Origin of the sequence: Heyndrickxia ginsengihumi, assembly GCF_011008565.1 — a bacterium.
In the GTDB taxonomy this organism is placed as follows: Bacteria; Bacillota; Bacilli; order Bacillales; family Bacillaceae_C; genus Weizmannia; species Weizmannia ginsengihumi.
Genome location: NZ_JAAIWK010000004.1, coordinates 113,442 through 132,423, shown reverse-complemented (window position 1 = coordinate 132,423; position 18,982 = coordinate 113,442). Strand labels below are relative to the sequence as shown.

15 protein-coding genes are annotated in these 18,982 nt (G+C 35.1%); 1 reads left to right on the top strand and 14 read right to left on the bottom strand.

Going from position 1 to position 18,982, the window contains the following annotated elements; all coding sequences use genetic code 11:
• Positions 1–53 precede the first annotated feature (53 nt).
• The 13 genes from trxB to tagD form a co-directional block, all read right to left on the bottom strand.
• Positions 54–998 carry a thioredoxin-disulfide reductase gene (gene trxB / locus G4D61_RS04465; RefSeq protein ID WP_163173323.1) on the bottom strand — a complete coding sequence of 315 codons (945 nt, stop codon included), beginning with the start codon at positions 996–998 and terminating at the stop codon, positions 54–56.
• Between the two features lie 181 nt (positions 999–1,179).
• The gene (locus G4D61_RS04460) at positions 1,180–2,694 is read right to left on the bottom strand and encodes a tetratricopeptide repeat protein (protein ID WP_025727134.1); all 1,515 of its coding nucleotides are present in this window, start codon (positions 2,692–2,694) and stop codon (positions 1,180–1,182) included.
• Positions 2,695–2,799: 105 nt separating this feature from the next.
• Entirely contained in the window at positions 2,800–3,306 is a 507-nt protein-coding gene (locus tag G4D61_RS04455) for an acyltransferase (RefSeq protein WP_025727135.1), read from the bottom strand.
• Entirely contained in the window at positions 3,303–3,956 is a 654-nt protein-coding gene (ppaX, locus tag G4D61_RS04450; protein ID WP_025727136.1) for a pyrophosphatase PpaX, read from the bottom strand. The genes G4D61_RS04455 and ppaX overlap by 4 nt, the downstream gene beginning before the upstream one ends.
• 871 nt (positions 3,957–4,827) lie before the next feature.
• Positions 4,828–5,640: a prolipoprotein diacylglyceryl transferase gene (gene lgt, locus G4D61_RS04445; protein ID WP_025727137.1), complete on the bottom strand. Its 813-nt coding sequence runs from the start codon at positions 5,638–5,640 to the stop codon at positions 4,828–4,830.
• Positions 5,641–5,746: 106 nt separating this feature from the next.
• The gene (gene hprK, locus G4D61_RS04440; RefSeq protein ID WP_025727138.1) at positions 5,747–6,694 is read right to left on the bottom strand and encodes an HPr(Ser) kinase/phosphatase; all 948 of its coding nucleotides are present in this window, start codon (positions 6,692–6,694) and stop codon (positions 5,747–5,749) included.
• Positions 6,695–6,961: 267 nt separating this feature from the next.
• Entirely contained in the window at positions 6,962–7,318 is a 357-nt protein-coding gene (locus G4D61_RS04435; protein ID WP_035353070.1) for a phage holin family protein, read from the bottom strand.
• Positions 7,319–7,388: 70 nt separating this feature from the next.
• The gene (locus tag G4D61_RS04430) at positions 7,389–8,567 is read right to left on the bottom strand and encodes a DUF4097 family beta strand repeat-containing protein (protein ID WP_025727140.1); all 1,179 of its coding nucleotides are present in this window, start codon (positions 8,565–8,567) and stop codon (positions 7,389–7,391) included.
• Between the two features lie 141 nt (positions 8,568–8,708).
• A complete protein-coding gene (locus G4D61_RS04425; protein ID WP_025727141.1) occupies positions 8,709–10,310 on the bottom strand; it encodes a glycosyltransferase in 1,602 nt (533 codons plus the stop codon).
• 119 nt (positions 10,311–10,429) lie between these two features.
• Positions 10,430–11,233 (bottom strand): ABC transporter permease, encoded by an 804-nt coding sequence (locus tag G4D61_RS04420; protein ID WP_025727142.1) that lies wholly within the window; start codon positions 11,231–11,233, stop codon positions 10,430–10,432.
• Positions 11,230–13,389: a CDP-glycerol glycerophosphotransferase family protein gene (locus G4D61_RS04415; RefSeq protein ID WP_035353067.1), complete on the bottom strand. Its 2,160-nt coding sequence runs from the start codon at positions 13,387–13,389 to the stop codon at positions 11,230–11,232. Before G4D61_RS04415 ends, G4D61_RS04420 begins: the two co-directional genes overlap by 4 nt.
• Positions 13,390–13,397: 8 nt before the next feature.
• Positions 13,398–14,513 (bottom strand): CDP-glycerol glycerophosphotransferase family protein, encoded by a 1,116-nt coding sequence (locus G4D61_RS04410; RefSeq protein WP_306304293.1) that lies wholly within the window; start codon positions 14,511–14,513, stop codon positions 13,398–13,400.
• 74 nt (positions 14,514–14,587) lie between these two features.
• Positions 14,588–14,980: a glycerol-3-phosphate cytidylyltransferase gene (gene tagD, locus G4D61_RS04405; RefSeq protein ID WP_025727145.1), complete on the bottom strand. Its 393-nt coding sequence runs from the start codon at positions 14,978–14,980 to the stop codon at positions 14,588–14,590.
• A gap of 327 nt (positions 14,981–15,307) precedes the next feature.
• On the opposite strand from tagD, the gene G4D61_RS04400 reads away from it, so the two are divergent.
• Positions 15,308–16,048 carry a WecB/TagA/CpsF family glycosyltransferase gene (locus G4D61_RS04400; RefSeq protein WP_025727146.1) on the top strand — a complete coding sequence of 247 codons (741 nt, stop codon included), beginning with the start codon at positions 15,308–15,310 and terminating at the stop codon, positions 16,046–16,048.
• A gap of 59 nt (positions 16,049–16,107) precedes the next feature.
• Here G4D61_RS04400 and uvrA read toward each other — a convergent pair whose 3' ends face one another.
• Positions 16,108–18,975 carry an excinuclease ABC subunit UvrA gene (uvrA, locus tag G4D61_RS04395; RefSeq protein ID WP_035353062.1) on the bottom strand — a complete coding sequence of 956 codons (2,868 nt, stop codon included), beginning with the start codon at positions 18,973–18,975 and terminating at the stop codon, positions 16,108–16,110.
• Positions 18,976–18,982: the final 7 nt, after the last annotated feature.

Below are 18,982 nucleotides of genomic sequence, written 5' to 3'. Positions count from 1 at the left end.
TAACAATTTATTATTTCATGTCCGTTACAATAACATTAAAACAACATAACTTTTTAAACATTCAATTTTTCTTTGATTTCCTCTACATAGTGCTGAGCATTTTGAGCAGCAATACTTCCGTCACCAGTAGCAGTTACGATTTGACGAAGTGTTTTTTCACGAACATCTCCAGCTGCAAATATTCCAGGAATATTTGTTTCCATTTCATCATTTGTCACAATATATCCTTCATCATTTGTGATTCCGAGACTTTGGAAAGATTTAGTTAATGGCACCATTCCAATGTAGATGAAAACACCATCTGTCTCAAATGGTTTCTCTTCCCCTGTTTCAGTATTCACAAGGGTTACAGATCCGACTTTACCATCTTTTTCATTAATTTCTTTTACTGTATGGTTCCAAATAAACTCAACTTTTTCATTTTTAAAAGCCCGATCTTGAAGAATTTTTTGTGCACGCAACTGATCACGACGGTGGACGATTGTTACTTTACTTGCAAATCTAGTTAAATAAACTCCTTCTTCAACAGCCGAATCCCCGCCACCAACTACAACTAGATTTTTTCCTTTAAAGAAAGCACCGTCACAAACAGCACAATAAGAAACTCCGCGACCGCCTAGTTCATTTTCGCCGGCAACGCCCAATTTCTTATATTCTGCACCTGTTGCGATAATAACAGCAAGAGTTTTGTACTCCTTTGATCCGGCTTTTACGATTTTATAATCCCCGTCTACAACAATTTCCTTTATATCTCCATAAGCATATTCAGCGCCAAATTTTTTCGCATGTTCAAACATTTTATTTGAAAGCTCAGGTCCGAGAATAGAATCATATCCAGGATAGTTTTCAACTTCTTCAGTATTTGCCATTTGTCCACCAGGAACGCCACGTTCGATCATAACTGTTTTCAAATTGGCACGTGAAGCGTAAACTGCAGCTGTCATCCCCGCAGGACCAGCGCCGATAATTACAACGTCATAAATTTGTTCATCTGCCATTTTCAACACTCCTTTTGGTAATTTTTTTCTTAAACTTCCACATAAGATTAGTTTCATACATTCATTTTCTATATCAAAATGAATCCCCACCTGTAAGTGGGGGAAATAAGTTCAAGGAATGACAGGTTACTGTCCTTTCATTTAGTATAAAAAATGCTTGTCACTTCGTCCAAAAAAATGCTCATTGAATAAACATACGTATTTTTTTGGCATATTTCTGTAAAGTTGAAACTGAAATATGATACTGCTTTGCAATTGCTGCTTGCGATAAATTACCACCATTTAGTTTATTCCAAACATAATCTGTTGCTGCTGCATAAGCATTTTCATTTTTAAATAACTCTTCCTTTTTCAATCCTTCCAAGAAGATTGAAAACCATAAAAGAAACAAATCACGAGCGTTTGTATGAATCGGACGGTGATGCTCATGCAATAAACAAGCTACTTGATGTGCTTGCACAAACATTTCCTTTACATTAGAGGATATATTTGTTTTCGTCGCAAGAACATGCGATAAATAAAGCTTTTCCGTTAATGAAAACTCATTTAAATCTTTGAAATCCGGATGAGCAATAATTTCATCTCGGTGTGAGGAATTTCCTAGAAGAAAGATGGCAAATAAACGTTCAACCATTTTATCACTGCTTAACATTTTTAAAATAGCATTAATATCTTCTTCTAAATAAAGAAAAGGCTCATTCTGATGAAACCATGGCTCCCGTCCTTTTTTCTCTGGATCAAGTTTTAACAGCTGCTCCCATGCGGCTTTTGACACTTGGAATTGTCCTGTATGATGGGCTGCATTAGACAACCAATAATAAAAAGAGGCATCTCCCTCAAACCCCCGCTTCTTTAAGAGGTTTAGCCAATAATATGCCTGTTCATAACGTCCGACAATTGCAAAGGTTGCCCCTAATTTATATTGATGATCAGTCGATAACGGCTGAACCTTTTCAAGTCCTTCTAGTATCTTTCCTAATTCCTCATCTCTTCGATGGTGATAGAAAAAGACAGCCAAATTGCACAATCCGTGTAAATTCCCAGGATTTTTTTCAAGTAATTCCTCCAACACCTCAACTGCTTGATCGACTTGTCCTAAATAAAAATAAGCAAGGGCCATGTTATTATAGGAAGACCAATAATCTGGATACTTTTCAATTAATTCCCGCAATTGGATTAAGGCCTTTTCAAAATTACCCGTTTCAAGGAGCCATCTTGCTTCTTCTTGCTTCATCATTAATTCATCTTGCTCATATAATGAATACTCAAAATCGTCATCTTCTGTTTCAATCAAGTACAGTAATTCTTCCGCTTCTTCTTTATATTTCCCATCTGGATCTTTTTCAAGATACTTTTTCACATGATAATAAGCTTCATTAAAATACCCAAGCTCCGTATAATTATGAGCAATAAAATAATAGCAATCCACCATTTTTGGATTCAAATCTTTTAAAATTCTTTGAAATAACTCAATGGCTTGTTGAAACTCTTCACAATGCGAATAAATGACCGCCAATTGCAAAGTAAAAACCGGATCTTTTGGCTCCAATTGTACAGCACGTTCTAGATATTTTTTTGCCTTTTGTAAATCACTACGGTAAAAAGCGTCCATTCCTTTATTAAAGTAGAAATCCCCTGAAGGGATAAAGAAACGAATATTATCCCGCTCTTGTTGTATTTCTATATCTTTTGCCATGAAGGTCCCTCACAAATATTTTTATACATAGTTAGTTTATTGTAGTATAACATATATTTGATTTAATAATGAACCTTGAATGAGACAGTTCTACTACCACTAAAGTTATTTTTTTCTATTTTCCATTTCTTCTTTTGTATAAATCAATCTCATAGGATTTCCACCTACAAATGCCCCTGCTGGTACATCTTTATGAACAACAGTCCCCGCTGAAACAATTGCCCGATCTCCAATCTTTACTCCTGGAAGAATCGTTGTATTGGCACCAATCATTACTTCATTGCCGATAATGACTTCACCAAGTCGGTATTCATCAATTAAGTATTCGTGGGCAAGGATGGTTGTATTGTAACCAATAATCGAATTCCGTCCGACTGTGATTTTTTCAGGAAACATAATATCGACCATTACCATTAAAGCAAAAGCCGTTTGATCACCAACATTCATTTTTAAGAAAGCCCGATATAGCCAATTTTTCACTTTCAGAAAAGGCATATATCGAGCAATTTGAATGATCGTAAAGTTTTTCATCACTTTCCAAAATGACACAGTTTTATAAATTTGCCATAGCGAATTCGCTCCTGAAACACGATGCCGCTCTGTATTTCTCATGGATGCCGAACTCCTAATATTGAATAGAGATCCGTCATTTTCTCAAGGATAAAATCTGGTTGAAGTGCTTCAAGATAAGCACGCCCTTTTGCGGACCAAGCAACTCCAGCTGTATATGTACCTGCATTCTTTCCTGATTCAATATCATGAGAATTATCTCCAACCATCAATGTCTCTCCTGGTTCTGACCCTAATAATTGCAATGCTTTTTCGATTGGCTCCGGATGTGGTTTGGCATGTTTCACATCATCTAGTGTCACAATAACATCGAAAATTGAATCAAGATGAATGAGGTTTAATCCGCGCAGCAAAGTGTCTCGAAATTTCGTAGAAACAATGGCAAGCTTAAACTGTTTTTCCTTTAGTTCTTTTAAAGTCTCTAAGACATCTGGAAATTCTTTTATCAATTCATCATGATGAGCAAGATTGAAAGCACGGTATGTTTCCACCATTTCAGCAGCCCGCTCTGGATCAATAGTCGAGAAGCTTTCTATTAATGGTGGTCCGTTAAACACTAGTACATCTTCGCGTTTATAACGTCCAGGATAATACTTATTGAGTGTATGTAAATGTGATTGTGTAATTAATTCATTTGTATCGATTAATGTACCGTCAAAATCAAACAGTAGTGTTGTAATTTGTTTTTGCATGTAAAAGCCACCTTTCTATTTAAATAAACTGGAAAAGGAGTAATGATTTTCGCTTCAGGGTTTCGCTTTCCGCGGGGGGATGCTGGGTCTCCTCGGCGCTGCACGCCTGTGGGGTCTCCGCAATCTCGCTTTTCCCGCAAGCACCTTCCGCTTCAAACTGGTTTTCTAACAGGTTAAACATAAAAAATGATTATTTGCTTATAAAGCTGTTTTCGCAAGCTTTGTTGTTGGTTTAACAGGAAAGGAGTTGATTTCCGATCCAGGATGCTCGCTTTCCGCGGGCGAATGCTGAGCCTCCTCGGCGCTGCACGCCTGCGGGGTCTCATCTATTCCGCTATTCCCGCAGGAGTCTCGCATCCTTCCGCTTCAATCTTTTTTAATAAATAGGTTATGTAAAATCCACTTCTTTTAATTACAGCACACTTTAAACAAGTCTGTTTTCGTACTATTATCTGATTTTCATCAAAGGGAGTTACTGATTTCCACTCCAGGATGCTCGCTTTCCGTGGGGGGATGTTGAGTTTCCTCAGCGCTACACGCCTGTGGGGTCTCATCTATTCCGCTATTCCCGCAGGATTCTCGCACCTTCTGCTCTAATTCAACTCTTTATGAACAGTTTAAATACATAATGGATTTCCGCTCCGGTCAATATAGGTTGATCAATAAGAGAAGTTGATTTCTCTAAATATAAATATATTTTACAAACAAAAAGTTTCCATTCACGTGTGCAGTTTAACGCTTTACAGGTGTATATTGTAAAATCGTTACAATAAATATAATGGGGAAGATCATCTTCCCCAAAGTTCACGTTATTTTAAAGGCTGTTATTAATGTAGGCTTCAAAGATTGAATGATATCTTTTTGTCGGAGTTTAAAGCTCTGTATACAATTTAGATGATAAACCAGTTTTTCTGCGATAAACCCATAAAAATAATCCGATGATAATAAGGACAATGGATACTACTTGTGCAATCCGCAAATGACTTGTCAACATTAAACTATCTGTACGTAAGCCTTCGACAAAAAATCGGCCAATAGAATACCAAATTAAATAGCTTAAGAAAATTTCTCCCCTATGTAAACTTGCTCTTCTTAACAAAATCAAAATAACAAAACCGAGAATATCCCATAAAGATTCATATAAAAATGTCGGCTGATAATAAGTACCATCTATGTACATTTGATTAATAATAAAATCTGGCAAATGAAGATGTTCTAAAAACTGTCGGCTGACTTCACGTCCATGCGCCTCTTGGTTCATAAAATTTCCCCAGCGTCCAATACCTTGTCCTAAAATAATACTTGGCGCAACAATATCTGCAACTTTCCAGAAAGAAACACCTTTTTTTCTTGTGAAAATAATGGCTGTTACGACGGCCCCAATTAATGCTCCATGAATGGCAATTCCGCCATTCCAAATTTTTATAATTTCGTTTGGATGTTGTGAATAGTATCCCCATTCAAACAATACATAGTAAATACGTGCGCAAATAATCGAAATTGGAATAGCCCAAATAAGTAAGTCCGCAATGATATTTTGGTCAACTCCGCGTTTTGCCGCTTCGTGCATCGCAATATATAATCCTAAAATAATTCCACAGCCAATAATAATTCCATACCAATGGACCTCGAGCCCGCCTAAATGAAAGGCAATTGGATTTAATGGTTTAATATTTGATTCCATTTATACCTTCTCCTCTTTCACATCCATAATAGATATTTATTCGTGTGCTTATAATACATTTGTATCTTGATGGGAATGATTTCTGCTTCTTTTTGTATAAACTGATTTAGTTAAACTGTGTATGATCATGGTTGCTATGCTCTTCAATGGCATTTGCAAGCTTACTTGTAAACTGCTGAGCAGTATTGACACCCATATTTTTCAACCGGTAATTCATCGCTGCCACTTCGATAATAATTGCTAGATTTCGCCCAGGTCGGACAGGAACAGTAATTTTTGTAATTTCGGTATCGATGATTTTAACTTTTTCCTCATCTAAACCGAGACGATCATAATGCTTATGCTGATCCCATAGTTCTAGACTTGCGATCATCGTTATGCGTTTATGGCTTCGAACAGCCCCTGCACCAAACAATGTCATTACATTAATAATGCCAAGACCTCTAATCTCTAAAAGATGCTCAATTAAGTCAGGTGCATGTCCAATTAGAGAGCCTTCTTCCTGCTGAACAATTTCCACACAATCATCTGCTACAAGACGATGCCCACGTTTTACAAGCTCTAAAGCCGTCTCACTTTTACCAACCCCGCTGCTTCCTGTAATTAACACGCCAACGCCGTACACATCTACAAGAACACCATGTACTGCAGTTGTCGGAGCTAATTTATATTCTAAGTAGTTTGTCAAACGACTGGAAAACCGTGTTGTTTTCATCGGTGTTTTCATGACAGGAATAGAATATTCCTCAGAAGCCTCTATTAATTCTTCAGGTACGGGCAAATCACGCGATATAATAATTCCTGGTGTGATATCGCTGCATAGTTTTTCCATCCGTTGCTTACGTTCCTCGGAAGTAAGACGTTGGCTGAATGTAATCTCTGCCATTCCTAGCAACTGTATCCGATCTGCAGGATAGTAGTCAAAGAAGCCAGTCATTTCTAAACCAGGACGTGAAATATCACTTGTTGTAATGGGACGATGAATCCCTTCCTCACCACTTACTAATTCGAGATTAAACTTTTGTATAATATCTGCAACACGAACCTTTGCCAATTTTTTAATCCTCCTATTACAAGATCCGATGTAAAATCTTTAAAAAACGATATTAATCGAATGATTTCAAAGCCTCATATTATTTTATCATTTATATAATCTTCTAGACCAGCCCTTTTGCTAAATCATAAAAGGAGGGAAATATTGTAAAAAAAGAGCCTTGAGCTTTCTCAACAGAAAGATCCTCCACCACATTTATCATATCTTATTGTAAATAGATATATGTGATGTGCTAGATCTATGAGACCACTCCTCGACCCTTTTTGATTATCCTCTATTTTCCTTGTTAAAGACCGTTTTCTGCAGAATGAGATTAACAATAGCCATCATAATTGCTACGAGCAAGGCCATTCCAAAACTATCGATTTCGAAACGATTTCCCATAAACTTATCTGTCATAATAAGGGTGACAGCATTGATAACCAATAAAAATAGCCCCAATGTTACGACAGTAATGGGCAATGTTAACAAAATCAAAATCGGCCTCACTAAAATATTTAATATTGATAATAAAATACTTGCCATTATTGCTGAACCAACGCTCGATACATAAAAGCCATCAAAATATCCGGATATTGCAATAAACAGCACAGCATTAATTAAGATTCCAACAATCCATCGCATTAACATCAAACCTTTTCATTTAAAGATATGCTAAGTATACTAAATTTTGTTGCGCTATTATAGGACTAGCCTATTCTTCATGACTGTCTGCTTGAGTTTCCTCCGCTTCATTCGTAATAGGTTCTTTCTTTTTATCCATTTCTCCTTCTTTAATAGATACCGCTCCAGTTTTAGCATCTGCAAAAATATATAAATGTTTATTCGTATCATAATTTCTGCTGAAACGAAGTTGTTTTTGGATCATCTCTTTTTTCTCATCCATACGTTCAATTCCTTCTAAAGCAATCATGAAGTTCCCAAAATTACTTTTACATTCTCCTTGTACTGCCGTTTTGTCAGGCAATATAATTTCAATATTTCCTGTTACAGTTTTGGCATGTAGTGTATCTGCATACTCATCTGTTAAGGAAATAGAAATATTCCCATTAAATGATTCAAAATCCGATGTTACAAATGCGCCATTCCATTTAATTTCCCCATTCATCGTTTGCGCTTCAACTTCATTGATATTACTCTTTTCAAAGTCAATCGTTCCATTCGCCGTTTCTGCTTCTAAACGATTGATTTCACTATCTTTAATAAAAATTTTGCCATTCAATGTTTTTATATTTGTTTTTACCGCCGTCATATCTTCACCATGTATTGATCCATTAAAAGTGCGGAGAACGATGGTTTCATACTTATGTTGCGGAACATACACAATCGTATCCACTTTCATCCATTTTGAATGAGTTGTAAACTGCAATTGCTCATCGTCAAGTGTAAACGTACTATTGTTCAGAAAAAATTTCCGTCCTTCTTCGAAATCATCAGTTCGAAATACTTTTACCTCACATTCAATCCGTACATCCTCTTGGTCCCACTGCTTAAAGCGAACATGCCCGTGGTCAACGTCAATCTTAATGCTGTTTATATTTGCCGATGATTGCTGGAATACATGCGAAATTTCTACCGACTGGTTTAATGGAAAATCAAAATCTTTTATTTTTTTCAATGCTCCACCTACAAAATCAAATATTTTATCTTTTGCTTCCGTAAAAGTATTCGCCTGTTCCTTATCCTTCGTTGAGCTCTGTTGTTCATTATGCTCATTCTGATGTTGTTCTTCAGCTTGATTTCTTTCTTCGTTTTGCGTTTTACTTTTATGCTGTTGTTCTTTGTCTAAAGCCTCTAAAAGCGTCAGCGCTTCCTCTATCGTTAATGTACCCGTTTTTACAAGCTCTAATATCCGTTTACGTTGATCCTCCATCGTAATGCCTCCTTTTTTAAAAAACATCATTACTATATTTACGTATACCCAATATGTAAGTTTCATATTTATTTAAGAAAGTAAAAAACCTCACAGAAATTATTCGTTCTTCTGTGAGGGAGTCACTTTACACTGTTGTTATTATTTCTTGAATAGCATTCTCCACATGCTACGCTTCTCTTGTTTTTCTTCTACATCTTGTTCTATCTCTTGATTTTCATTATTATTTGGTTCAAATTCCATAAATAATTCTTTCCACTGTCTTTTATAATCTTCATAATTAAAACGTTGAAATACATCTTTTGCATGTTCTGAGAACTGTTTCCGTATATTCGGATTTTCCATTAAGTAAATAATTTTCTCTGCTAATTGTTTTTGATCACCTTTAGGAACAAGATAGCCATCTACCCCATCCCTAATGATATCACGAGGACCATATTTAATATCATATGCAACTACTGGTGTACCTGCTGCCAAACTCTCCGTCATGACAAGTCCAAATCCTTCATAGTCTGAAGTTAAAATAGAACAACATGCACTTTGATAAGTGGCTACTGCATCATTTGTAAATCCTTTTAGAAATACATGCTTTTGTAGCTTTAATTTTGAAATTAAGTCTTTTAGTTTATCCTCTTCAGAACCAAATCCATAAATATGGTACTCAGCGTTTGGAATTTTTTCAACTACAAATTGAAAAGCTTTGATGGCTTCATCTAATCTTTTTTGGACATTGTAACGAGCTAAAGTAACAGCCAAATATGGTGATGGTTCCACCTTTTGATGGCTTGTCTCAATTGGCTGTACACTATGCGGAATTACTCGTAAAATATCACGGTTTCCAAACGTTTCTTCGATGTCCTCCCTTTGTTCATTTGTTAACAAAACAACTCTATCGAACTCATTTAGATTTGTTAATAAAGGGACCCATGTCTTTTTGATTTCACTATCTTTTGTATATGGTTTTGTAAAATGGTTGTTATGACAAATCGCGATTTTTTTAACACCATTTTCTTTAATATTTAATAAAACTTCATCAGTAGCTCTAGAGTCTGACATTAAAATAGGATGATTTAGATGTTTTATTTTTTCAGCGATCCAAAATGCATATAGCTTACTAATGTCATTAAATTCACGTGGTTTTGGATGAAATAGTAAACAACGTCCGCTTTTTTTACTTTTTGGATTTACCCATATTGATAGAAAACATTCACCATTGCTGTCTACATAACGCTCTAGTTTTGGAGTATTTGTCACTAAATCCATATGTTGAATTCTTGATAAGTTACCATCTGGATCAAACTCTTCTCTTCTTGTGCGATGCCGGCCTTCATCCATATAATCGATAAACATTAGCCGCTGTTGTTTATCGAATTTTTTATACTTTACATACAATCCATTTTGATAGTAACGATAGGCTGGTTGTTTTGAACCAGAATCAATAAATTCTATGAGCCCTTGCTCTTTAACTGATTGGATGACTGATGTCGAATTTATTTTGCTTTCATCCTTTGAAGGTATAGCATCCAAAAAGAAATTATGAACTTTAATACGTTTATCCAATTTTCCACTTTCATACAACTTTTGAATAATTTCTTTATGATCTCTTTGATACAGTAATGTGAAAAATTGTGTTTCTGGAAAATACTCAACTAATGTATTTGCTCTTGTTAAAACAGCTTTCGTTAATCCGCCTCTAACAATGTCTAATGAATTAAAAATAAAAACTGGTGTAACATTTCCCAATGTAATTCCCCCCATTATTACAATAATTTACCATTATTATACTTTAAATATAAACAAAAAAGCCGTCATTAAAACGACTTTTTTGAAATATATTTTGTTCACTATATTGACAAATTTTTTTAGAGGAAATCAACAAAGCGACTTCTAAATTTTAAATGTAAAGTAGAGCCAATCATTAACATAATAATCGTTACAACCCAAAAATATACTGTATAATGCCAATGTGAAATAAAGTACCAGCCAGTATTGCCTAGCAATGCAGAACGATAGCCTTCAATCACATAATAGAAAGGATTTAATTTCATTATTGTTTGGACTTTTGGACCAAGATTTGACGGATCCCACAACACCGGTGTTAAATAGATCATCATTCTCATAACCGCTTGAACGATCATTTGCACATCCCGTACAATCGTTGACAACGTCGATGTGATCAGTGATAAAGCAAAGGTAAATACTAGAACACTAAACATATAATAAGGCAGCTCAGCATAATAAATCGACACGGGATGCCCTAAAAATTGCAAAATAACCATTATCACTACTAATAGCATTAAATGCTGATAAAACTTTGAGAATATAACATAACTCGGGATCGCACTCATTGGGAAATTCATTTTCGCAACCATTCGAATACGTGTATATATCGATTTTGATCCTTGCAGTACAGCGGGATTAATAAAAAACCAAATCGTCATCCCTGCAAATAGCCATGGAATAAACCCTAAAGGTTTATGTCCTCCCCTAATTCCATAACCAAATACAAACCAATACACTGCGATTTGAATCATTGGATTAATAATTTCCCATAAAATTCCTAAATAATTATTTTTATTGTCACTTCTCATTTCATATAAGGACAATCGCATAATTAAGTAAAAACTATTCATTTGTTCCTTTAAAACTGTAATCATTGACTTCATATGTCTTTCCTTCCCCGAAATACACGATCCACAACCTTTTGTGAAGAATGTCCAGACTCTAAATAGCAAAATTTATTATAGAATGCATTAAATGTTTCTGAAAGTGTAAATCCGTTCGATTCTAACTTGCGAATCTCCACGATTACTTGTTCAGTTGTTTTTACTAAAGGTCCTGGTGCATTTTCTTCAAAATCGAAATAAAAGCCACGTAGATTATCACGATAATCATCAATATCATAAACAAAGAAAATCATTGGTCGTTTTAAATTCGCATAATCAAAAAACACAGACGAGTAATCTGTAATTAGTAAATCAGCCACTAGATACAGTTCGCGAATATCTTCATGATTTGAAAAATCATAGGCGAATCCTGTATATGGCGTTAAGTCAAAGTTTTCAGCAACAAGATAGTGCATCCTAAGCACAATAATATACTCATCGCCAAGACGCTCTTTTAACATTGTTAAATCAAGGGCTAAGTCAAATTTATATCGACCTTTTCCATAGAATTGATTATCACGCCAAGTTGGGGCGTACAGTATGACTTTTTTATCAAGTGGCAATCCATATTTTACTTTAAATGCTTCGATCGTTTCTTTTTTATTTTCATTATACAATACATCATTTCTCGGATAACCAGTTTCTAACATTTCTTTTTCAAATTGGAATGCTCGACGGAAAATTTCTGTCGAGTAGGCATTTGGAGAAATTAAATAATCCCAATTACTAGCTTCCTTCAAGAAATTCCGTTTATATTTACTTGTCGTTGTACCTGGCATATGAACTTCATCCATATCGGCAGCTAATTTTTTTAACGGTGTTCCATGCCATGTTTGCAAATAAATTGTATGTTTTGGCTTCGGAATCCATAATGGCATCCGACTATTCGTCACCCAATAACGAGCTCGCGCCATAGCAAATAACCATTTAATCGAAAAGCGGTTAATGTATATTAAATCTTTTCCTTCAAAATTATGAATAAATCTTTTATCAATGCTCCAATACAGTTTGAACTCTGGATGGTGCTCTTTCATGTATTCGTAAATCGCACGAGGATTATCGCTATATTGCTTTCCAAGAAAACTTTCAAACATAACTACATTTTTCTTAGCCGGTAATGTACCAATGATTTTGAAAGCTAACTTATATGTCTTTTTGATTTGTTTACTTTTCTTAAACCCGATCAATTTCCTTCTAACAAGTGATTTAGCGCTACGGATGAGAGAATAGTCATCAACTGTCAAGCGTAAATATTTTGCTTTTTTTGTTCGTGCTAACGAAATTCTTTTCTTTTGTTGATTTACCTTTTTAACATATCGTTGAGCAGCATACGGCTTATGATGGATAACATATTTAAGGCGTGAACTTAGTACAGGCACTCCATTGATCGGCATTTCAATATATGCCTTGATTCTAATTTTATCGTCGATACGTTCAATTAAATCAATGACATTCACTTGAACCGTAAAACCGGCAAAATTGTAGGTTTTCCCGCCATCACCATACTGTTCTGCTAAATCTGGACGTTCAACTGTTTGAACTGGGTACTTCTTTTCAAATTCATGATTTGCATCTTGTAGAACAAGATTTTTTTCCAACATAACATCTTTCTCTAAAGGATCAATTGCAAACCCTTTAAGCGTCAATATACCGTTTTTATCAAGAATAGCATCTTCTACTCTCGCAATGATATGTGGCTCTTTTATCTTGAATGATAGGTTTTGTTTATTTGTTGCATATGGTATCCACAATTTTCCTATTTCTTTTTGATGTGTATATAATAGTTCCAAATATTGTTGATTGCTTTTCACACGAAACTTAGTTATTTTTGGTGCTTCACTATCACTATCTTCTTCTGTATCCACATCATTTTCTTGTTCAGATATAATATAAACATCCCAGAAAGTATTATCACTCATCAACTGCTCATATTGACGTTTTTCTATTCTCGCCTGAATTAAAATAAGTTCATCTGTTCTTTCTATTTCATTTGCAGCAAGAGTTACTTCTTTTTCTGTATATCTTTCAATCATGTTTACAAATAATATACTGTCTTCTGATACTTTACGAGTTGGAACATATATATCAAGCACATAATCATCACGTTCAATTCTCAACTCTTTTAATGTACATCTTTTGAACGTCTGTTCTACCATATGTATTCTTAACTCCTCTCAACAATCGTATCTCCCTCATGTTGATAAAGATACTTTACCAATTTTTCACTTGATTTCCCTGTTGAATAAGTATTCCAGGATTTTGAAAAATCCGCGATCAAATGTATGTCAAATTGTTTATGTTTAATAAGCTGAATAACGCGATTTGTGTCGAATGCGACTGGTCCTGGAACCATTTTATCATATGTTTCCCAAAATCCACGCTTCTCTTCATATTTTTGCAAATCATATGGATAAAAAATCATCGGCCGTTGCAAAATTGAAAATTCATAAGGAATCGATGAATAATCTGTAATTAAAATATCTGTAATTAATAATAGCTCATTCACATCTTTATAGTATGAATAATCAAATACAAACCCATTATAGTCCTCTAATTCTAAATGATGTCTGATTGCCGGATGCAACTTAATGAGCAATACATGATCTTGATGTAATTCATTAAACATTTTTTCTACATCTAGCATCAATTGAAAATGATCTAATTCATCATCCCGAAATGTTGGGGCATATAAAATGATCTTTTTGTTTCTTAATTCAGGATTGGCATCATATAATTTTTTAATAATGGTAGATTTCAATTTTTCATCATAAAAAAAATCGGTTCTAGGAACACCCGTGCATAAAAAATTTTCATAAGGAAGACCGAATGCTTCCATGAAAATGTGCTTCATTGTATCAGAACCGACAACGACCTTATGAAATTGAGAATAAACCTTTTTAAATCTTTTTAGTGCTCTGTTACTGCGATGATGAATATTACGATCTTTTAAACCAAATGTTTTAATTGCGCCAGCAGCATGCCATAATTGGATACACTCAACGCCATCTTTAAATTGAACAGCAGCCAAAAATCCGTAGTAATTATCTACCACCACATATTCTGATGTAGCAAGATGGTAGATGCTTTTAAGAAAATCAAACGGACGGTTAATACCAAACATGCGTACTTCTTCTGTTGGTAATTCTTTTCTAACATTATCATAACAGGAAGAAGTACACATAAAAGCAATCTTTACAGGAATTTGCTGCTTTTTAATTTCTTTGTATACATATAAGTTGTTCTGTTTAAACGACACAACGAACGCAATTTTTTTTTGCAATGGAAATAATTTGCATACTAAAAATAAAATGCGAAAGAACAACAAGTATATGGTAACAAATAATTCTCTAGCCATTATTTCACAGAAAATAAATCATTTTTAATTTTTGATGTTGAAATGCCTACGGTTCTTGGTAAATAAACGACTTCACAATATTCTTTCAAGTAGTCAAATTTTCCTTTCCAATCATCGCCCATAACAAAAACATCAATATTATGCTTTTGAACATCCTCAATTTTCTGTTCCCAATTATGTTCCGGGATTACTTCATCTACATAGCGGATCGCTTCTAAAATCATTTTTCTGTTTTCATAGCTATGATAAGATTTTTTATTTTTAATTTGATTAAATTCATCAGAAGACAAACCTACAATTAAATAATCACCAAGTTCTTTTGCTCTTCTTAGCAAATTAATATGTCCCCAATGAAGCAAATCGAATGTGCCATATGTGATTACTTTTTTCATTTAACTCTCTCCCTAGTTCAGTAATATCTTGAAATTATCCTATATTATTCTTATATTTCCCTTAAACATTTATATTTATCATTTCCAACATAACACATTATAGTCTATTTTGATTGGAATTCAAATACTTACTGATTGCTTATAATTGGCAAACTTTTCACCAACATTTTCATATGAGCATACCTATTCAATCTTTTTAAGATATGATACACTAGCTTTACAAAAAATCAAGAGGCTGTCTAACTAGTTGAATAGTCTTGATCCATTCACTTTAAATATACTAATCTACATTTTTAGACAAACTATACCTGGTAAGGATGTTGAAGGATGCTTGAAACAAAAAAAGTATTGGGAATTTCATTCGTTCATTCAAATATGAATCAGTTAACGGATGAACTGCACGAGAGAATAAAAGATTCGAAAAAAACATTCGTTGTTACCGCAAATCCAGAAATTTTAAAATTAGCTGGCAGTCAACCTTCTTATAAAAAGACGATCCAATCAGCTGATTATGTTATACCAGATGGAATTGGTGTCATTGTTGCTTCTAAATTAGTAGGTTCACCATTACATGAAAGACTTGCTGGTTTCGATTTAATGACTCAGCTCCTATCTTTAGCAAATGACCATTCATACCGTGTCTTTTTTCTCGGAGCAAAACCAGAGGTCATTGAAGATGCCGTTCATAATATAAAGAAAAAATATCCTCATATAGATATCGCTGGCTATCATCACGGATATATTGATGAAAATGATCAATCAATAGTAGATGAAATTCAAAAAAAAGAAGTAGATTTAGTTTTTGTCGGCTTAGGCTTCCCGAAACAGGAAGAATGGATTGCAAATCATCTTTCTCTATTTAAAAAAGGAATTTTCATCGGTGTCGGTGGTAGTTTTGATGTCTGGGCAAATCGTGTGAAACGGGCCCCAAAAGTTTGGCAAGCATTAAATATTGAATGGCTGTATCGACTTCTTAAGCAGCCTTCACGATGGAAAAGAATATTGAATGTTTTTCAGTTCATATTCGATGTGTTTTTCATGAAGTTAACAGGACAACTAAAAAAATAAACAAAAAGTCTGACGCCATATTCAAGTGTTTTCATTTGATACGTGTCAGACTTTTATCATTATACAGTCCCAATCTGTTGAATGTCATGTTCCATTCTTGCACGGTCTCTTTTTAATATAGGTTTTAAATATTTGCCCGTATATGATTGAGGATGCCCTGCAATGTTTTCCGGTGTTCCTGTTGCTACAATTGTTCCGCCCTTATCTCCACCTTCTGGTCCTAAATCAACAATATAATCTGCTGTTTTAATCACATCTAAATTGTGCTCAATGACAAGAACAGTATCTCCGTTCTCAACGAGCCTTTGTAAAACATCTAGTAGCCTTGCAATATCATCGACATGCAAACCTGTTGTTGGCTCATCTAATATATAAAGCGAGCGACCTGTTGAACGTCGATGCAATTCCGAAGCTAGTTTTACCCGCTGTGCTTCTCCGCCTGACAATGTTGTTGCAGACTGCCCTAATTTAATATATCCTAACCCGACATCTGCGATTGTTTGCAATTTCCGCTTTATTTTCGGGATATTTTCAAAGAATTCTAAAGCATCTTCTACTGTCATATCCAAAACATCTGCAATATTTTTTCCTTTATATGTTACCTCTAATGTTTCTCGATTATACCTTTTCCCGTGACATACTTCACAAGGTACGTAAACATCTGGCAAAAAGTGCATTTCAATTTTAATGATTCCATCACCGCGGCAAGCTTCGCACCTGCCACCTTTTACATTAAAGCTAAATCTTCCTTTTTTATAGCCGCGGATTTTTGCTTCATTCGTTGCTGCAAAAACATCACGAATATCATCGAAAACACCTGTATAAGTAGCAGGATTTGAACGCGGCGTTCTTCCTATTGGTGATTGATCGATATCAATAACTTTATCAAGATGTTCAATTCCTTTAATTTCTTTATGTGCACCAGGTTTCTCTTTAGATTTGTATAATTTTTGTGCCAATGCTTTGTGAAGAACTTCATTCACAAGCGTACTTTTTCCTGAGCCTGATACACCTGTAACAGCTATAAAAGTCCCGAGTGGAAATTTCACATTAACATTTTTTAAATTATTTTCCTTAGCACCTTTTATTTCTATAAAACGGCCATCACCTTTTCTTCTCTCAATTGGCAAACGAATGAATTTTTTTCCAGACAAATATTTTCCTGTGAGAGAATGCGGATCATTCATCACTTCTTCAGGGGTTCCAGCAGCAACTATCTCTCCACCATGAACGCCAGCGCCTGGACCGATATCGATTAAATAGTCAGCAGCAAGCATCGTATCTTCATCGTGTTCTACGACAATCAGGGTATTGCCAATGCTCGTCATATTTTTCAACGTTTCAATTAGCCGATCATTATCGCGCTGATGCAAGCCAATAGACGGTTCATCTAATACGTACAAAACACCTGTTAACTTCGAACCAATTTGCGTTGCAAGACGAATCCGCTGCGCCTCTCCACCTGATAGCGTACCTGCCGAACGGCTTAATGTTAAATAATCCAATCCTACATTATTCAAAAAACCTAGTCGCGAATCAATTTCGCGCAAAATCAAATTTGCAATCGTTTGTTCCTTTTCTGTTAAATCTAGATGATGGAAAAAGTGCGCAGCTTCTGCAATTGAGAATTTAGTTACTTCACTAATATGTTTCTGATTAATCTTCACCGCAAGACTTTCAGGTTTAAGACGATATCCTTTACATTTTGGGCACGGCTGTTGTGCCATATACTTTTCCATCTGTTCGCGTGTAAAATCAGAGCTCGTTTCATTGTAGCGGCGTTCAATGTTGCGAATAACTCCTTCAAACTCAATATAATGATCGCGAACCATGCCAAAATCATTTTCGTAATGAAAATAGACTTTTTCACTACCAGAACCGTGTAAAATTTTATCCATTTGATGCTTTGGCAAATCGCGAACAGGTGTATCCATATCAATTCCATAATGATCGCAAACAGCCTTTAATAATTGAGGGTAATATTTCGAACTAATTGGTTCCCAAGGCGCAATTGCATTTTCATTTAATGAAAGCGACCAGTCCGGAATGACAGCGTCCATATCAACGATTAATTTAGATCCAAGTCCATCACATTCCGGACAAGCACCGAAAGGACTATTAAACGAAAACATTCTTGGTTCTAACTTATCAATAGAAAATCCGCATAGCGGACATGCTAGATGTTCACTAAAAAGCAATTCTTCTTGGTCAATGACGTCAATAATGACTTTTCCATCAGCAAGCTTTAATGCTGTCTCAAGGGAATCCGCAAGTCTCGTTTCTACTCCTTCTTTTACGACGATACGATCTACTACAACATCTATTGAATGCTTTTTATTTTTATCCAATTCTATCGGTTCACTTAAATCTTGCATCTCTTTATCTACACGGATACGAACAAATCCTTGTTTTTTTATATCCTCTAGCACTTTGACATGAGCGCCCTTTTTACCCGAAATAATCGGAGCTAATACTTGAAGTTTCGTTCTTTCAGGATATTCGATAATTCGGTCAACCATTTGTTCAACAGTCTGCGATGTGATTTCAATCCCGTGATTTGGACAGATCGGTCTTCCTATCCGCGCATACAATAAACGTAAATAATCATAAATTTCCGTTACAGTACCCACTGTTGAGCGCGGATTTCGGCTCGTCGTTTTTTGATCAATAGAAATTGCTGGAGATAATCCGTCAATCGCATCGACATCAGGTTTATCCATTTGTCCTAAAAATTGGCGTGCATAGGCAGACAATGATTCAACATAACGCCTTTGTCCTTCAGCATAAATGGTATCAAACGCCAATGATGATTTTCCAGAACCCGATAGTCCTGTTAATACAACAAGTTTATCTCTTGGAATCGTCACATCAATATTTTTTAAATTATGGACACGCGCTCCCTTTACAGTAATATAATCTTGTCCCATATAAAGG